Source organism: Anaerotruncus sp. (genome assembly GCF_057433415.1).
The window spans coordinates 90617-105986 of sequence record NZ_DBMDHH010000003.1 but is presented as its reverse complement, the minus strand read 5'-3'; the positions used below and the strand labels follow the sequence as shown (position 1 = coordinate 105986).

Here is a 15370-nt window from a genome sequence, read left to right as displayed (position 1 = left end):
ATACCAAGGACATCAGCTTCACCGTCAACCGTTCCACAATCGAGACTTTGGAGATGTTGTCGTCGCAGATGATGCCCTTGCCGCCGCAGCGCTCGTTGATGTCCTCCATCAGTTCGAGCGCGAGCTGCTTGTTGGAACGGTTGACGGTGAAGCTGATGTCCTTGGTATCGTCACGGCCGATCGACTGGAGGATGATGTCGACGTTGACCTTTTTCGCGGCAAGCTGGGAGAAGATTTTAAACGCGATTCCGGGCTGGTCGGGCACCCCGATGATCGAAATGCGGGCCACGTCGTTATCGCGCGCCACCCCTCTGATGAGCATCTTTTCCACTTTGACAGCCTCCTTAATCTTGGTGCCGGGGTTCTTGGTATAGCTGGAGAGCACCTCCAGGTTGACATTGTATTTTTTCGCCATCTCCACCGAGCGGTTGTGGAGCACCCCCGCGCCGAGCGTCGCGAGCTCGAGCATCTCGTCGTAGGTGATCTCGTCGAGCTTGTGCGCGCCGGGAACAAGCCGCGGGTCGGCGGTGTACACGCCGTCGACGTCGGTGTAGATCTGGCAGAGGTCCGCGTGCAGCGCCGCCGCCAGCGCGACCGCGCTCGTATCCGAACCGCCGCGCCCGAGGGTGGTGATATCGTCATAGCGGTTGATCCCCTGGAATCCCGCCACGATCACGATGTTGCGTTTGGCAAGCTCGTTGTCGAGCCGCTCCTTGTTGATGCGGCGGATGCGCGCCGCGCCGTGGGTGGAATCGCTCAGGAAACCGGCCTGCCACCCCGTCAGCGAGATGACCGGCAGCCCCATCCGCTCGATGGCCATCGCCAGCAGCGACATGGAAATCTGCTCGCCCGTGGAGAGCAGAACGTCCATCTCCCGCTTGGATGCCATCGGGTTGATCTCCTGCGCCTTGGCAATGAGGTCGTCGGTCGTGTCGCCCTGCGCGGACACCACCGCCACCACGTTGTTTCCCGCGCGGTAGGTGTCGGAGATGATCTGCGCCACGTTGAAGATGCGTTCGGAATCCTTCACGGACGACCCGCCGAACTTCTGTACAACCAGGTTCATATGGTTTTCCTCCAGATCTATGTAGTACGCCCGGGGGAACTTTTGAAAAAGTTCCCCCGGGACCCCTTCAAAACTTTACGTCAGGCCGGCCGCCCTGCCTCAGCAGCAGGCGCTACCCGTGCTCAAAAACATGCCCGGGCCTCTTTCTAAACCCGTTCGATGACGGTGCCGGCATTATCTATAGACAGTGTATGCACCTGCCAGCCGTCCAGTCCCAATTCCGGGAGCCGCCGGGCGATACAGTCGCCGAAATCGCGCAGGTTCGCGTCGACAATCGCCATGATGGTGGGCCCCGCGCCGCTCAGGTAGGCCGCGTAGGCGCCGAGTTGAAAGCAGGCGTCCATCACTTCCCCGCCGCCCTTCACGAGCCCCATGCGGTAGGGCTGGTGCAGGCGGTCGTCCGCCGCGACGCGCAGGTTGTGGTAGTTTCCGCTGTAGAGGGAGACGGACATGAGCGCGGCGCGGGAGAGGTTGAAGACCCCGTCCCGGCGGGGCACCGTGTCGGGCAGGACGCCGCGCGCCTTCGCGGTCGACAGCTCGAAATCGGGGATGATCGCGACAAAGCGCAGGTCGTTTTTGATCTCCTGCTTGACGTACCACACCTTTTTTCCGTCGAAGACAGCGGTGACAAGCCCGCCGGTCAGCGCGGGGGTGGAGTTGTCGGGATGCCCCTCGATCCCGGCGGCGAGGTTCAGCAGCTCGTCGTCCGAGACGGGGTTCCCCATCAGGCGGTTCGCGCCCTTGAGCCCGGCGATCACGCAGGCGGAACTGGAGCCCAGCCCGCGCGTCAGCGGGATATTGTTGATCTGGCCGATTTTGAGCCCCCGGAAGGGCACGCCGCACAGCTCGTAGAGCCGTTTGGCGGTCGTATAGACGAGGTTCGTCTCGTCGGTGGGAATCTCCTTGCCGTCGAGCGATTCGATGGCAAGCCCGTCGTACTCCTCCAGCGTGACATAGTTATAGAGGCCGACCGCCAGCCCGATCGAGTCAAAGCCCGGCCCGATGTTGGCGCTGGTGGCCGGAATCCGCAGCTTCAGCATCAATAGTCGAGCACCCGGATCTTGCTGAGGATCGTCACGCCCTTCTCCTCGAGCTTTTTGCAGGCGGCGTCGATCTCCCGCTCGGTCGCGGCGGGGGTGATGAAAGCGGCCTCGTTGGAGGGCTTGCCGTCGCGGGAGAGCGCCTTGACCTTGCCGAAGAGCTCCACCGCGTCCTCGAGCGAATTGCTCTCGAAGGAGCGGCAGCGCAGGTACATCGCGGTGACGTTGTCCTCACGCGGGGCGACGTTGCCGCCGTTCGATTTCTCCCAGCGCAGCGAGGGGCTGGTATCGGTGGCCTTGGCGCACTCGATCACGTCCCCGACCACCGCCGAGGCGGTCGGGTATTTGCCCGCGCCCTTGCCGTAGAAGACCACGTCGCCCGTCGCGTCGCCGCGCACGAGGATGCCGTTGAAGACGTCGTCCACGTTGCCGAGCTGGCTGTCGTGGCTGACGAACGCGGGCGTCACCATGGCGGTGATGGGCGCGCCATTCACCCCCCGTTTGGCGCGGCCGATCAGCTTGATGACGCTGCCGCACCCGGCCGCGTAGGCCACGTCCTCCTGGGTGATCCGCGTGATCCCCTCGGCGTAGACGTCCCGCGGATAGACGTGGGAACCGAACGCCAGCGAGGCGAGGATGCAGATTTTGCGGCAGGCGTCCTTGCCCTCGACATCGTCGGCGGGGTTGCGCTCGGCATAGCCGAGCTTCTGGGCGAGCGCGAGCGCGCTGTCAAAGGTGACGCCCTCGCGGAACATCTTGGTCAGGATGAAGTTGGTGGTGCCGTTGAGGATGCCGGCGATCTCCTCGATGCGGTTGGCCGCCAGGCACATGTGCAGCGGGCGGATGATCGGGATGCCGCCGCCGACGCTCGCCTCAAAGAGGTAGTTGACATGGCGGCTGTGGGCGATGTCCAACAGCTCCGCGCCGTACTGCGCGACCAGCTCCTTGTTGGAGGTGACCACGCTCTTGCCCCGCTCGAGGCAGGCACGGGTATATTCGTGGGCGGGCTCGAGCCCGCCGATCACCTCGACGACGATCGAAATGCTGTCGTCGTTCAGGATGACGTTGAAATCCTTGACGAACCGGTCGGCATAGAGGCTGTCGGGGAAATCGCGCACATCGAGGATGTACTTGAGATCGAGCTCCTGTCCCGCCTTCCTTTCAAGACTCTCCTTATTTTTGAAAAACACGTCGACAACGCCGGAACCGACGGTGCCGCAGCCCAGAACCGCGATATTGATCATGACATGGTACCTCCAAACGTATTTTGACGGGAAAGGGATCAGATCGTCTTGGCCTCGACGATTCCGTCGAGCGCGCCGAGCATTTCGATCATCTCCGAGCGGGAGAGGCTCGACTGGTTGGTGCGCACCGACACCGTCGCGATCGCCACGCCGTCGACCGGGATGTTCTGGTTGACGGTGATGATGTTCGCGCCGGCCTTGTAAAAGGAGCTCAGCAGCGAGGAGAGCACGCCGGGGCGGTCCTCGAGCGTCAGGTAGAAGGTCACGAGGTTCTCGTTCATCCGCTCGTCGTACAGATAGATCGCGTCCTTATACTTATAGAACGCGCTGCGGGAAATGCCCGCCATCTGCGCCGCCTGCGAGGAGCTTTTGGCCTTGCCCTGCGCCAGCAGCATCTTCGCCTGCACGACCTTAAGGAATACATCCGGCAAAACCTGCGCGTCGACCAGCAGGAATTTCAAATTTTCGGACAAAGCGTCCACCCCTCGCATACTTTTGTATTACAGACAAATACACTATACCACACCTACCCGCCAAAGTAAACCGTCACTTTGTCACAGATTCGCAGATTTTGCAGATCGGTTCTGGTGAAGATGTCCATGGGAAACTGCCTGGCTGGATTTTTTCCATTCCGGCAGCAGTCCTGCCAATGTTTTCGCACCGTCCGAACCGGTGTTTTTTCGCCGCCGTCTGCATACCCTTTATAGGGACCATTTTGTTGAAGGGAGGCGGCGGCGTGCAGGCGGACGACAAATTCCGTGTCGTGGTGGATATCCTCTATTATGCGGCGCTCGGCGCGGCGGTCTATTTTGCTGTGCGCTACCTGCTTTGCTGGACGCTGCCCTTCTTCCTGGGCGCGGGGGTGGCGGCGCTGCTGCGCCCCGCGACGTTGAAATTCGCGAAAAAAACGCGCATGAAGGAGTCCTGCGCCGCCGTCCTTGTGCTCCTCTTTTTCTACCTCGTGGCGGCGGGGATGCTCGCCCTCTTCCTTACCATCCTGCTCGCCCAGCTCTACGAGCTGCTGCTCCGCCTGCCCGAGCTCTACGCCGAAAACGTCGCGCCGCTGTTCGACCAGCTCAGCGGCTGGTTCTACGGGCTCGCCGGGCGCTTCGGGGCCTCGGCGGAGGGCGGACTTGAGCAGTTTTCGGGCGCGGTGTCCGACACCATCCGCCAGGCGGCGGTCGACGGCTCCACCCACCTCGTCAGCTGGGCCGCCGGGCTGGCGGCTAAATTGCCCATCCTGCTGATCGCGGCGGTTTTCACCGTCGTGATCAGCATGCTCACCGCGACCGGCTACCGGCAGGTGGGCGCCTTCCTCTGCGGGCTCTTCCCCGGCAAATGGGAGGAACGCCTGCGCGGGCTCCAGCGGTTCGGGCGGGAGACGGTGTGGAAGATGGTGCGCGCCTACACGGTCATCGTGGCGGTCACCTTCCTGGAACTGCTCGCCGGACTGTGGCTGCTCGGTTTCCAGTATGTGCTTCCGGTGGCCGCCGCCATCGCCCTGCTCGACATCCTGCCCCTCATCGGCACCGGCACCATCCTCGTCCCGTGGGGGATCGTGCTGATCGCGGGGGGCGACCTTGTGGGCGGCGTGGGGCTCATCCTGCTCTTCGCGCTCATCGAGGTGCTGCGAAACATCCTCGAGCCGCGCATCGTGGGCAACCAGATCGGCCTGCACCCCATCGTGACGATCACCGCCATGTACGCGGGACTTAAAATCGCGGGATTCTGGGGGATGCTTGCCGCGCCGGTCGCCGTGCTGCTCGGACGCTACCTGTGGACGGGAGCGGCCCCCGAACGGCGGGCCGAGGCTTAAAGGGCGGTCAGCCGTTCGATCGCTTCGGGCAGCTCGCCCGCGCTTTTGACCTCCGCGTCCGCGCCCGTGACCTCCGTGGGAAACAGCCCGTAGAGGCAGCCGACGAAGGGAACCCCGTTTTCCCGCGCGGCCGTCCTGTCGAAGTGCCGGTCGCCCACCATGACGGCCGCGCCGGGGCGCTCGGTTTCGAGGATGTGGGCCAGCAGCTGCGGCTTGTCCCAGCCGTCCCGGCCCTCGGGCGTGCCGTCGAAGAGGGGCAGCAGCCCGATCTGTCCGAGGACGAGATCGGTATATTCGCGCCGCGCGTTGGAGCAGAGATAGATTTTATAGCCGAGCCTCCGGAGTTCCCGGAGGCTCTCTTCCACCCCCGGATAGGCGCGCGCCAGACCGGGAATCGTCTCCCGGATCGCCTGGACGACGTGGAAATTGAATTCCTCGTATGTCTCCATCGAGCCGTCGGGTGAGATCACCCTGGCGTTGTCGGCGGCGGTCCCGCCGATCAGCGTCAGCAGCAGGCTGTCCGGCAGAGGGTCGCGCCCGGTGAGCGCAAGCGCCTTGCGGTAGGCGGGCAGCAGGAACCTGTCCGATTGGCTCAGGGTCCCGTCGAGATCGAATGCGGCCAGTTTTTTCATCCATACATCCTCCATCCATATGATACCTGTTTTAGTATATCACACAAAAAATCGGAATCATATTGTGCAACATCGAGAAATATTGCCGCGAAGCAAGGAATTTTTTGCCCACCCTCCCACGGATTTCCCCCGCACCGCTCCAATAAAATATTCCTTTGTTTTTTGGGGGGATCATGATATACTGATAATATCTATCAGACCATTCCACGAACCATCGGAAAGGATGTCGAATTATGGGAGAAGCGGGGACTTTTAAGACCACCACTTTTGGCGGCTTTGATAAGAAATCGGTGCTCAGCTATATTGATGCGCTCAACGAGCAGTTCCACGCCGCGGAGGCGGACTATTCCGCAAAGCTGGAGGAATACGCGCGCGCGCAGGACTCGCAGGTCGCGCACATCAAAAAGCTGGAAGCCCAGCTCGCCGACCAGGAGGGCAAGCTGACCGCCGTGGCCGAGCAGCTGGAAAAGGAACGCGGCATCGCGCGGCAGGCGCAGGAGATGATCTCCGAGCTCGACACCCAGAACAAGGCCCTGCAAAAACAGCTTTCCGACAGCGAACGCGAGCTGCAGATCCAGATCGAACGCGGCCGCCAGCTTCAGTTCAAGGCGGAGAGCCTCGACTATAAGAGCAAAAAATACGACGAGCTGTCCGGCCAGATCGGCGACGCGATGATCGAGGCGAAGCGAAATGCAGACCAGATCATCGCCGAGGCAAACGGCAAGGCCGCGCAGATCACCGACCAGGCGCACGCCTACATGCGCAACTTCTACAGCGAGCTCGGCAGCTTCAAGGGGGACGCGGCGCGCCTGCGCAAGTCGATCGAGGAGATCCTCTTCGTGCTCAACGACCGCATTGACGTGATGCAGGAGGTCGTGCGGCAGGTCGAAAAGAAGTTTGGCGACGACACGCGGCTGGATTACACTGAGGAGCAGCCACCCTTCTCCGAGCCCGCGGACGAAGCGGGATACCTGGGAGGTGCCGTGGATGAACACCTTCCGGATTGATGCCTCCGCGCTCTCCGAAAAGGCCCCGGAGTTGCGCGCGGGCGACCGCGTCCTGCTGTCGGGCACCATCTACACCGCGCGCGATGCGGCGCACAAACGGATGATGGCCGCGCTCAGGGCCGGGGAACCGCTCCCCTTTCCGCTTGAAGGCGCGTGCATCTACTTCGCGGGGCCGACCCCCGCGCCCGCCGGTATGGCGATCGGCTCCTGCGGACCCACCACCTCGGGACGCATGGACCCCTACACCCCCGCGCTGATGGACCGGGGGCTGGCCGCCACCATCGGCAAGGGCGGCCGCTCGCGGGAGGTCTATGACGCGATCGTCCGCAACCGCGGCGTCTATCTCTGCGCGATCGGCGGGGCCGGCGCGCTCGCGGCGCAGTGCATCACCTCCTGCGAGGTCATCGCCTACGAGGATTTGGGGTGCGAATCGGTCAAGCGCCTCACCGTCCGCGGCTTCCCCCTCATCGTCGCGGCGGACTGCGCCGGTCAAAACCTCTTTGACGCGGGGCGCGCCGCATACCGCAAAGAAGCGTAGCGCACGAGCGCCGGAGACGAAAGTCTCCGGCGCTCTTTTTGCGTCCTGAAGCCGCGAGGCGTGCCGCTGGGGGCGAGGCTCGGGGGGCGGGACGCGCCGTCCCCCGGACGGCGCGGGCGGGCTCCGCCCGCCTCGCCCTGCCTGCGGCAGGGCGGTCCCGCCCCCGGCCCGTCTTTCCCGCCGCGCCAAAAAGGCGGGCCGCTCACGCGGCCCGCCCGATATTTCCCGTCTATGGTTCCGCGCGCTCCCCGGCGGCAAAGAGCCCGCCGAGTTCGAGCCCCGCGCGCCGTGCCATCTCGGAGGCGAGCGCGGCGTCCTCCGCGAGCTCCCCGGCGGAAAAGCCGGGCAAGCCGCCTCCGAGCTCCGCGAGCGGGTCGGCGATCCGCTCAAACGCCGCGAGCGCGGAAGTGAACGCCTCCCTCCCCACGCCGAAGGAGGCGGCGAGCGCGGCGGCCTCGCCGACGCCCCGCATGAGCTGCGCAGCAAGCGCCCGGCAGATGACGCGCATCGCGCGCCCGCGGCCGGGCGGGCCCGCGTAGTGGCAGTCGGGCGCGAAGCAGCGGATGAGCGGCAGCGCCGCGGCGAACGCCTCGCTGTCGCCCCCCGCGAAGAGGATGAACGGCCCGTCGAGCCCCTCCCGGCCGAACACGCCGCAGTCGATATAGGCCGCGCCGAGGCGGCGCATCCCGTTTGCGGCCGCGTGCGCGAGCGCGGGGGAGGTGTCGGTGAGGTCGATGAAAATCTGCCCCGGACGCACGAAGGGCGCAATGCTGTTGCAAAGGCGCGTCAGGTCGGCGGAGGCGTCAAGCGCGACCACGATCCGATCGCAGCGGTCGCAGAGCTCGGCCGCCGTGGCGCAGACGTTTACGGCGCGGCGGACGCTCCTGCCGTCCGGGTCGTAGACCGAGAGGTTCCGCGCCGTCTTTTCAAGCAGCTGTCCGACGACCGCGCGGCCGTTACCGCCCAGCCCGATCACGCCGATCTCCATGCGCGCACCCCTTCCGCTTTGATGGTTTCATTATAACAAAATCCCCGAAAGATTGCCACAGGAAATAAATATCCCCCGGCAGGGCCGGGGGATATTGGAGATTACGGATTGAGGGAGTAGTTCGGAGCTTCCTTGGTGATGTAGATGTCGTGCGGATGGCTCTCCTTGAGACCCGCGCCGGTGATCTTGATGAACTGGGCGCGCTCGTGCAGGTCGGGGATCGTCCTGCAGCCCGTGTAGCCCATGCCGGCCTTGATGCCGCCGATCAGCTGGTAGATCGTGTCCGCAACGGTGCCCTTGTAGGGGACGCGGCCCTCGACGCCCTCGGGGACAAATTTCTTTTTGCCCTCCTGGAAGTAGCGGTCGCTCGAGCCCTCGCCCATGGCGGCGAGCGAGCCCATGCCGCGGTAGACCTTGAAGCTGCGGCCCTGGTAGATTTCGACCTCTCCCGGGCTTTCCGCGCAGCCCGCGAGCAGCGAGCCGAGCATGACGGTCGATGCGCCGGCGGCAAGCGCCTTGACGATGTCGCCCGAATATTTGATGCCGCCGTCCGCGATGACGGGCACGCCGTATTTGGAGGCGGCGCAGGCCGCGTCGTAGACGGCGGTCAGCTGCGGCACGCCGATACCCGCGACGACGCGGGTGGTGCAGATCGAGCCGGGGCCGATGCCGACCTTGACCGCGTCCGCGCCCGCCTTGATGAGGTCCTCGGTGCCGGAGGCGGTGGCCACGTTGCCTGCGATGATGGGGATTTCGGGATATTTCTGCTTGATGGCTTTTAAGCAAGTGAAAATGTTGGTCTGCTGCCCGTGGGCGGAGTCGAGCACGAGCACGTCGACGCTCGCCTTGATCAGCTCGTCCACGCGGTCCATATAGTCGTGGGTGATGCCGACCGCGGCTCCCGCCAGCAGCCTCCCGCCTCTGTCGCGCGCGGAATTGGGGTACTGGACCGCCTTTTCAATGTCCTTGATCGTGATGAGTCCGCGCAGGTACCCCTCGCCGTCGACGATCGGGAGCTTTTCGATCTTGTGCTTGCGCAGGATCTGGCGGGCGTCGTCAAGGGTGGTGCCGACCGGGGCGGTGACCAGGTGGTCCTTGGTCATGACCTCCTTGATCTTGATGCCGTAGTCCTCGAGGAAGCGCAGGTCGCGGTTGGTAAGAATGCCGACGAGCTTCCCGTTCTCGCAGATGGGCACGCCGGAAATCTTATACTTGCCCATGATCTCGTCCGCGTCATAGACGAAATGCTCGGGCGAAAGGTAGAACGGGTTGGCGATGACGCCGTTTTCCGAACGCTTGACGGTGTCGATCTCGTCGGCCTGCCGCTCGATGCTCATGTTCTTGTGGATGATGCCGATGCCGCCCTCGCGCGCGATCGCGATGGCCATCTTGGAGGTGGTGACGGTATCCATCGCGGCGGTCAGAAAGGGGGAGTTGAGCCGGATTCCCCTGACCAGCTCGGTGGAGATGTCCACATCCGCGGGGACCACCTCGGAACGCGCGGGAACCAGCAGCACGTCGTCGAAGGTGAGCCCTTCCTTCGTGAATTTTTCACTTGCATTCGTATTCAGCATACGTCCTCCATTCCTCATCTCATCAGTATTCCGCGCCCTTACAGGCGGTTATATTTTTACTATCATAGCACTTATCCCTGACGCAATCAATAGCCTTTATTGCTAAATTTTGCACCCCCGAGCACTAAATCCTGTATGCGGTGCACTGCGGCGGTTCTGTGCGCCGAAGAAATACAAAGGACGCCGCGGACGGCGGCTCCTGCCGGTCGTCCGCCTCTCTCCACCCCGGCGGAACAGCGCCGTATTGTCCGCTGTCGGCAGGCAGCTCCACCCCGCCCGGACCAGCCGCGGAGGACGCGGGGCCGGTTGACCGCGCGCCCGGCGCATGATAGAATAGGTCCAGATAGAAATGACGACGTCAGGAGGCGTTTTAATGAAAAGGTTTTTGACCGGCACGCTCTGCGTGCTTCTGATCCTGTCGCTGGCCCTGTCGGGCTGCGCTTCGCGGGAGGCCTCCCCCGTCCCCGAGGAGGAACCGGCTTCCCAGAGCGAGCCGGAGGAACCCGCCAGCGAACTGGAGGAGCCGGAGCCCCAGTCGTCCGAGCCGGACGAGCAGGAGCCAGAATACCCCCTGCCCGAATTGACCGACGCGGACATGAAGCTCATCAACCAGTCGCTGAACCAGTTCCTCAACTATTTCGGCGGCACGGAGAGCCTCTCCTCCACCTCCGAGCTGGACCCCGACCGCGTGCTCTTCTTCTGTCAGATGGAGGCGTTCCGGATGAAGGACCTGCTCGGCTATTTCTTCGACCAGGACGACAAGGGCAACTACCTCATCCCCGACACGGTGATCGATGATATGGCCCAGCGCCTCTTCGGCATCGAGGGCTTCTCCTTCACCGATTCCCCCCGCTACGACCCGGACATGCAGACCTACGGCTACACCCTCGGCTATGAGGGGGAGCTGCAAAACTTCGCGACCTCCGAGCCGAAGGGCGCGCCCGACGGCGGCATCGCCTACGACGTCGACTTCTTCGAGGAGGGGGACACCTCCTTCCTGAGCCCCGTGCGCGCCTCCCTCTTCACCTTCCGCGTCAACCGCCTCAATGGAATGCCCTTCCTCCAGCTCGTCTCGATCGAAGCGAAATAATCCCGTTTGAAGAAGCCGGCCCCGCTTTCTCGTTTAAGAAAGCGGGGCCGGCTTTGCGATCTTTATTTTGCGATATAACCAAAATCCTTTTCCAAGATCCCCCATTCTCCAAGCCGTTTTTCCTTGTGATATTCTTTCCCATAGACATCATGGAACGAGATCGACACCTCCACTCCGGTCAGAGCGTCCTTAACCGCCTGCCGTATGGATTCACTCTTAGGATTAATGGCAATGAGGACGATTTCCTGCGTAGGCAGGATCGTCCGTCCTTCAATCTCGAGGGAAAAGCCCTCCCACTTCTGCTTGACCTTGGGCATCATCTCGATCAAATTGCCATGGACCTCTTCTCCACGTGTCATCATGGCCTTGTCAATTGTCATCGCGCCCAAACCCAGGTTCCTGATCAGAACCGCAAGATTCCCTTCATGGCATTTTTCCACAATAAAGCATATCGGCAAGGTACTGATCCGGTCATGTTTTTTCTGGATATAGGCCGTAAAAACGGAAACAAAGAGCGCACAAGCCGCGATAACCACACTGCAAATTTCAACAATCATGAAACCCTCTCCTTGCTACGGCGTCCAAGATGCATTCGCGATCATTCCATTCCGTGCCGCTGCCGGTAATCGGCGAGCAGCAGGTCGACCATCCGGCCGTAGCTCTTGACGCCGTCCGACTGGTTGTTGGCGCGCAGGTAGGTGTTGTTGACCGCAGTGCTGACCTCGGCGACCGGGCCCTCAAACCGCGCCCAGTAGGCGTTGTTCGCCGCGAAGTCGCGCCGCACCCCGTCGGAAAGCAGCGCGTCCACCTGGAAAAAGAGCTCCCTGTCGGCGGCGTAGAGCCGGTTCTCGGCGTGCACCAGCGCGAGCATCACGCCGCTGTAGCGGAATTCGGGCGAATCGCTCTTCCGGCAGGCGAGGTACCCGATGAAGTTCGCCTCGTCCTCCCGCATGAACCCCCGCGTGTGCGCGAGCTCGTGGCACATCGTGGCGGGCACCGAGTAGTCGGGCGCAAGGGTGTTGATGTTCGCCTCAAAGGTGAGCAGGGTAAATTCCCCGGTGATCTGCGCCATCGACATCAGGGTGGAGTTGAGCACCGGCTTGGGGGTGATCGCAAAGGCCGGGAGGACGTTGTAATCCTCCTTCAGCTTCGCGAAATCCGCCCGCGCCCGCGCAGCGTTTCCCGAAAAATCCTCCGTGAGCCGCATGACGCCGGATGCGTCCTCGGGCAATCCCTCGCGCAGGGCGTTCGCCTCCAGCGCGAGCTCGCCGCAGAGCGCGGCCAGCTCCTCTGCGGAGGAGTCGCGCACCGCCAGTCCGCTGAACGCGGCGAACTCGGGGCGGTAGTAATTGAGCCCGCAGGTGGTGACGAAGAGGAAAAAGAGGATGCTCAGTCCGTTGACGAGCAGCCACAGCGTCTTCCCGAACCGGGGCGGCTCTCCCCTTCCGCGCAGGAAGCGCGCGAGCCGGAAAATCCCCCGTCCGATCCACAGGAGCGCGGCGGCCAGCAGGACGATCACGCCCATCTCGAAGAGGGAGAAGGGCAGCAGCGAGGTCAGCGCGCCGACGGGGCGCGCGAGCAGCGGATAGAGCCCCTCGGAAAAGAGGCGCTCGGTCCCCCACGGGTCCCGCCTCGCGAGCCAGACGAGCAGAAGCCCGGCCGGCGTCAGAAGCACTGGCCACCATCGGCGCAACAGCCCGCGCGGGCGCAGCCGTTCCCGGACGGCGGCGCGCATCAGAGCACCACCAGCGTAACGCCCCGGTTTTCACGGGCGAAATCGCGGTCGCGGGAGAGCTCCGGGCAGAGCGCGAGCGCATTGCGCGCCTGCTGCGAAAAGGGGGAAAATTCCTCCCCCGGGACAAATTCCCGGATTTTGCCCTGCGACTTCATCCGGGCGAGATGGCTATGTACGCCGTCGTGGATCGCGCCGCCCCGGCCGCTGCTTCCGTAGCCGTGGATGAGGCGCACCGCGGCCGCATGCCGCATCCGCGCGTCGGAGAGCCCCAGCTCGAGCCGCCGGAGCGCGATCTCCACCGTGGGCATGCCCGCCTCGAGGTTTACCGCCGCCACCATCTCACTGCTCCAGCGCGGCGATGTCCGCCTCGCTGAGGGTGAGGTCGCAGGCGGACATGCTGTCCTCGAGCTGTTCGAGCGTCGAGCAGCCGATCACCGCGCTGCCCGGCAGCCTGTTCGAGGTGATGTAGCCCAGCAGCACCGCCGCCGGCGACGCGCCGGTGCGCGCGCAGATCTCCCGGAGCGCCGCGAGCCTGCGGCGGTTCTCCGGGCCGTCGTACCGCTCGGCAAATTTGGGCTGGAGCGGCTCGCCAGAAATCATTTTGGAAAAATACCCGCCCGCCTGCGGCGAAAACGCCATGACGGGGATGCCGAGCGCGAGATAGCCCGCGTACTCCTCCGGGGTCATGCTCACAAGGGTCGGGTCAGGCCACGCGCCCGGCTTCACGTAGGCGACGCCCCACTGGATCTGGGACACCGTAAAGGGCGTTTTCCCGTTCGTGCGGGCGTAGGCGTTCGCCTCCGCGATGCGCGCGCAGGTCCAGTTGGAGGCGCCCAGCGCACGGATCCTGCCCGCCTTCACATGCCGGTCGAGCGCGTCCATGATCTCCGAAACCGGCTTTTCCGGGTCATCTCGGTGGAGGAAGTAGATGTCCACGCTGTCCACCCCCAGCTCGCGCAGGGAGGTTTCCAGGTCGCTGTCGATGCAGGCGCGGTTCACCCGCTTTTGCGACGGGTCCTCCATCACATGGTGCGCGCCCTTGGTGATGAGCACCACCCTGTCGCGCGTCCCGCGTGATTTGAGCCACCGCCCGACGATCGGCTCGCTGTTGGAATAGGACGCGTCGCGGGCCTCCGCGCGCCCGTAGATGCGGGCGGTGTCGATGACGTTGCCGCCCAGCTCGAGGTAGCGGTCCATCAGGGAAAACGCCCGTTCCTCGGGGATGCGCACCCCGAAATAATCGGCCCCGCGCGCGATTTTCGCAAGTTTCAGCGTGCCTCCGGCGGCCTGCACGTCCATGAATTTCATCCGAAGCCCTCCTTGTTCGTCCGCATATTCAGCCCTGCGCGGCAGGGAAATTCTTTATGGACATTATATCGAAATTTTGCCTTTTTTACAAGCGCGTGTCGGGATTTGGCGCTGCCAAAGTCAGGCGGATTCCCTTCCTCATTTTACATGCGCGTGGAAACGGCAGATTTACATCCGACCGCATTGAATTGCTCAAACTAAGGTGTTACAATAAACTACAGAACTTCTGATACAGGTGATAGCATGAACGGCAACGATCTGATCCGCGTGATCTCCTTCAACCTCAAGCGGGACTTCGGCCTCCCGCTGAACCGCTCTCATAAATGGTCGGAACGGCGCGCCCTCGCCGCGCAGTACATCCGCGAGAGCGGCGCGACGATCATCGGCGTGCAGGAGCTGCTCCCAAATATGCGCGAGGACGTCAGCCGCCTGCTCGACGTCGACTACAGCGTCCTCGGCTTCGGCCGCTATTCGGGCATCCGGCCCCAAAGCGACGAGCACAGCGACATCATCATCAAAAACGACAGCGCCAAGGTGAATCTGATCAAGACCTTCTGGCTCTCCAAGGAGCCCGAGCACCTCTCGCGCGCCTATTACGCCATCTTCCCGCGCATCTGCACCGTCGCGGAGATCTACCTCAAGGATCTCGGGCGTTCGATCCGCGTCTTCAACACCCACCTCGACCACATCTGCGGCATCGCCCGCACGCTGGGCATCCGCGTCATCCTCGGCTATATGGAGCGCTTCAACGAGGAGCGCGCGCTACCGACCGTGCTGATGGGCGACTTCAACGCCAAGCCGGGCAGCCGCCCGGTCCGGATGCTCCACAGCCAGCTCGAGGAGTTCCCCGGCATCCACCTCACCGACGTCTACTCCCGCTTCGAGCCTTCGGAGGTCCACAACACCCTCCACAACTTCAGCGGACGGGTGAAGCCGGGCTCCCAGCCGATCGACTACATCTTCGTCTCCGACGAGTTTGAGATCGTCGAGAGCCACGTGGTCACCGACCCGATCGACGGCCGCTACCCGTCCGACCACTACCCGCTCGAGGCCACCCTCCGCCTGCGCACCGAGGCGCGCACCTGCACCGCATGACCGCGTCCATACCGAAATAAAAAACGTCCGTGGCGATTCGCCGCGGACGTTTTTCACCGGGTTCCTTTACTTGCACTGAAAGGACAGGCAGTCGGTGCACTGATCCATGGTCGGGTTCATCTCGTGGGTGCCGACGCGGATGCGGTCCAGCGCGCAGAAGTTGGAAGTCTCGCAGTGGTTCCGGCACTGGGTGACGGTGCACTCGATGCACTTGTTCGCTTTGCAGTTGTCCATGAA

17 protein-coding genes are annotated in these 15370 nt (G+C 63.4%); 5 read left to right on the top strand and 12 right to left on the bottom strand.

Features of this window, described 5'->3' with window-relative positions:
• The 4 genes from ACZO3G_RS01980 to ACZO3G_RS01965 form a co-directional block, all read right to left on the bottom strand.
• Positions 1–1066 (bottom strand): aspartate kinase (locus tag ACZO3G_RS01980; RefSeq protein ID WP_486846740.1); only part of this gene is annotated, 1066 nt, incomplete at its 3' end.
• A gap of 146 nt (positions 1067–1212) precedes the next feature.
• Positions 1213–2106, bottom strand: a complete 894-nt coding sequence (thrB, locus tag ACZO3G_RS01975; RefSeq protein WP_101553233.1) for a homoserine kinase — start codon at positions 2104–2106, stop codon at positions 1213–1215.
• Positions 2106–3350 carry a homoserine dehydrogenase gene (locus ACZO3G_RS01970; protein WP_101551162.1) on the bottom strand — a complete coding sequence of 415 codons (1245 nt, stop codon included), beginning with the start codon at positions 3348–3350 and terminating at the stop codon, positions 2106–2108. The genes thrB and ACZO3G_RS01970 overlap by 1 nt, the downstream gene beginning before the upstream one ends.
• A gap of 38 nt (positions 3351–3388) precedes the next feature.
• The gene (locus tag ACZO3G_RS01965; RefSeq protein WP_242970844.1) at positions 3389–3832 is read right to left on the bottom strand and encodes an ACT domain-containing protein; all 444 of its coding nucleotides are present in this window, start codon (positions 3830–3832) and stop codon (positions 3389–3391) included.
• Positions 3833–4086: 254 nt separating this feature from the next.
• Between ACZO3G_RS01965 and ytvI the strand changes: the two genes are divergently transcribed.
• Positions 4087–5166, top strand: coding sequence for a sporulation integral membrane protein YtvI (gene ytvI / locus ACZO3G_RS01960; protein ID WP_276870898.1), 1080 nt, complete (start codon positions 4087–4089; stop codon positions 5164–5166).
• Here the strand turns inward: ytvI and ACZO3G_RS01955 are convergent.
• Positions 5163–5798 (bottom strand): HAD family hydrolase, encoded by a 636-nt coding sequence (locus ACZO3G_RS01955; protein WP_276870900.1) that lies wholly within the window; start codon positions 5796–5798, stop codon positions 5163–5165. The genes ytvI and ACZO3G_RS01955 overlap by 4 nt on opposite strands.
• 233 nt (positions 5799–6031) lie before the next feature.
• Between ACZO3G_RS01955 and ACZO3G_RS01950 the strand changes: the two genes are divergently transcribed.
• The gene (locus tag ACZO3G_RS01950) at positions 6032–6805 is read left to right on the top strand and encodes a hypothetical protein (RefSeq protein ID WP_276870902.1); all 774 of its coding nucleotides are present in this window, start codon (positions 6032–6034) and stop codon (positions 6803–6805) included.
• A complete protein-coding gene (locus ACZO3G_RS01945; RefSeq protein ID WP_276870903.1) occupies positions 6786–7343 on the top strand; it encodes a FumA C-terminus/TtdB family hydratase beta subunit in 558 nt (185 codons plus the stop codon). Before ACZO3G_RS01950 ends, ACZO3G_RS01945 begins: the two co-directional genes overlap by 20 nt.
• Before the next feature lie 229 nt (positions 7344–7572).
• Here ACZO3G_RS01945 and ACZO3G_RS01940 read toward each other — a convergent pair whose 3' ends face one another.
• A complete protein-coding gene (locus tag ACZO3G_RS01940; RefSeq protein WP_277138455.1) occupies positions 7573–8331 on the bottom strand; it encodes an NAD(P)-binding domain-containing protein in 759 nt (252 codons plus the stop codon).
• Between the two features lie 101 nt (positions 8332–8432).
• A complete protein-coding gene (gene guaB, locus ACZO3G_RS01935) occupies positions 8433–9905 on the bottom strand; it encodes an IMP dehydrogenase (RefSeq protein ID WP_172439228.1) in 1473 nt (490 codons plus the stop codon).
• A gap of 373 nt (positions 9906–10278) precedes the next feature.
• Here guaB and ACZO3G_RS01930 point away from each other — a divergent pair, with 373 nt between their 5' ends.
• Entirely contained in the window at positions 10279–10995 is a 717-nt protein-coding gene (locus ACZO3G_RS01930; RefSeq protein ID WP_276870309.1) for a hypothetical protein, read from the top strand.
• A gap of 62 nt (positions 10996–11057) precedes the next feature.
• Here the strand turns inward: ACZO3G_RS01930 and ACZO3G_RS01925 are convergent, their stop codons facing one another.
• The 4 genes from ACZO3G_RS01925 to ACZO3G_RS01910 are packed head-to-tail and all read right to left on the bottom strand — an operon-like array spanning position 11058 to position 14038.
• Positions 11058–11552, bottom strand: coding sequence for a hypothetical protein (locus tag ACZO3G_RS01925; RefSeq protein WP_276870310.1), 495 nt, complete (start codon positions 11550–11552; stop codon positions 11058–11060).
• Positions 11553–11593: 41 nt separating this feature from the next.
• Complete coding sequence (locus ACZO3G_RS01920) at positions 11594–12670, bottom strand: DUF3810 domain-containing protein (RefSeq protein ID WP_276870311.1); 1077 nt, start codon at positions 12668–12670, stop codon at positions 11594–11596.
• 59 nt (positions 12671–12729) lie between these two features.
• Positions 12730–13068, bottom strand: coding sequence for a Smr/MutS family protein (locus tag ACZO3G_RS01915; RefSeq protein ID WP_101551182.1), 339 nt, complete (start codon positions 13066–13068; stop codon positions 12730–12732).
• 1 nt (position 13069) lies between these two features.
• Positions 13070–14038: an aldo/keto reductase gene (locus ACZO3G_RS01910; protein WP_276870313.1), complete on the bottom strand. Its 969-nt coding sequence runs from the start codon at positions 14036–14038 to the stop codon at positions 13070–13072.
• Between the two features lie 243 nt (positions 14039–14281).
• On the opposite strand from ACZO3G_RS01910, the gene ACZO3G_RS01905 reads away from it, so the two are divergent.
• Complete coding sequence (locus ACZO3G_RS01905) at positions 14282–15133, top strand: endonuclease/exonuclease/phosphatase family protein (protein WP_276870315.1); 852 nt, start codon at positions 14282–14284, stop codon at positions 15131–15133.
• A 66-nt stretch (positions 15134–15199) separates the two neighbouring features.
• Here ACZO3G_RS01905 and ACZO3G_RS01900 read toward each other — a convergent pair whose 3' ends face one another.
• Positions 15200–15367 carry a DUF1540 domain-containing protein gene (locus ACZO3G_RS01900; protein ID WP_101551189.1) on the bottom strand — a complete coding sequence of 56 codons (168 nt, stop codon included), beginning with the start codon at positions 15365–15367 and terminating at the stop codon, positions 15200–15202.
• Positions 15368–15370 lie beyond the last annotated feature (3 nt).

Excerpts from the sequence above, each read along its gene's own strand:
- ACZO3G_RS01945 (WP_276870903.1), top strand. The coding sequence starts at position 6,786 with ATGAACACCTTCCGGATTGATGCCTCCGCGCTCTCCGAAAAGGCCCCG.
- ACZO3G_RS01930 (WP_276870309.1), top strand. The coding sequence starts at position 10,279 with ATGAAAAGGTTTTTGACCGGCACGCTCTGCGTGCTTCTGATCCTGTCG.
- ACZO3G_RS01970 (WP_101551162.1), bottom strand. The coding sequence starts at position 3,350 with ATGATCAATATCGCGGTTCTGGGCTGCGGCACCGTCGGTTCCGGCGTT.
- ACZO3G_RS01900 (WP_101551189.1), bottom strand. The coding sequence starts at position 15,367 with ATGGACAACTGCAAAGCGAACAAGTGCATCGAGTGCACCGTCACCCAG.
- guaB (WP_172439228.1), bottom strand. The coding sequence starts at position 9,905 with ATGCTGAATACGAATGCAAGTGAAAAATTCACGAAGGAAGGGCTCACC.
- ACZO3G_RS01905 (WP_276870315.1), top strand. The coding sequence starts at position 14,282 with ATGAACGGCAACGATCTGATCCGCGTGATCTCCTTCAACCTCAAGCGG.
- ACZO3G_RS01915 (WP_101551182.1), bottom strand. The coding sequence starts at position 13,068 with ATGGTGGCGGCGGTAAACCTCGAGGCGGGCATGCCCACGGTGGAGATC.
- thrB (WP_101553233.1), bottom strand. The coding sequence starts at position 2,106 with ATGCTGAAGCTGCGGATTCCGGCCACCAGCGCCAACATCGGGCCGGGC.
- ACZO3G_RS01955 (WP_276870900.1), bottom strand. The coding sequence starts at position 5,798 with ATGAAAAAACTGGCCGCATTCGATCTCGACGGGACCCTGAGCCAATCG.
- ACZO3G_RS01910 (WP_276870313.1), bottom strand. The coding sequence starts at position 14,038 with ATGAAATTCATGGACGTGCAGGCCGCCGGAGGCACGCTGAAACTTGCG.
- ACZO3G_RS01940 (WP_277138455.1), bottom strand. The coding sequence starts at position 8,331 with ATGGAGATCGGCGTGATCGGGCTGGGCGGTAACGGCCGCGCGGTCGTC.
- ACZO3G_RS01950 (WP_276870902.1), top strand. The coding sequence starts at position 6,032 with ATGGGAGAAGCGGGGACTTTTAAGACCACCACTTTTGGCGGCTTTGAT.
- ACZO3G_RS01925 (WP_276870310.1), bottom strand. The coding sequence starts at position 11,552 with ATGATTGTTGAAATTTGCAGTGTGGTTATCGCGGCTTGTGCGCTCTTT.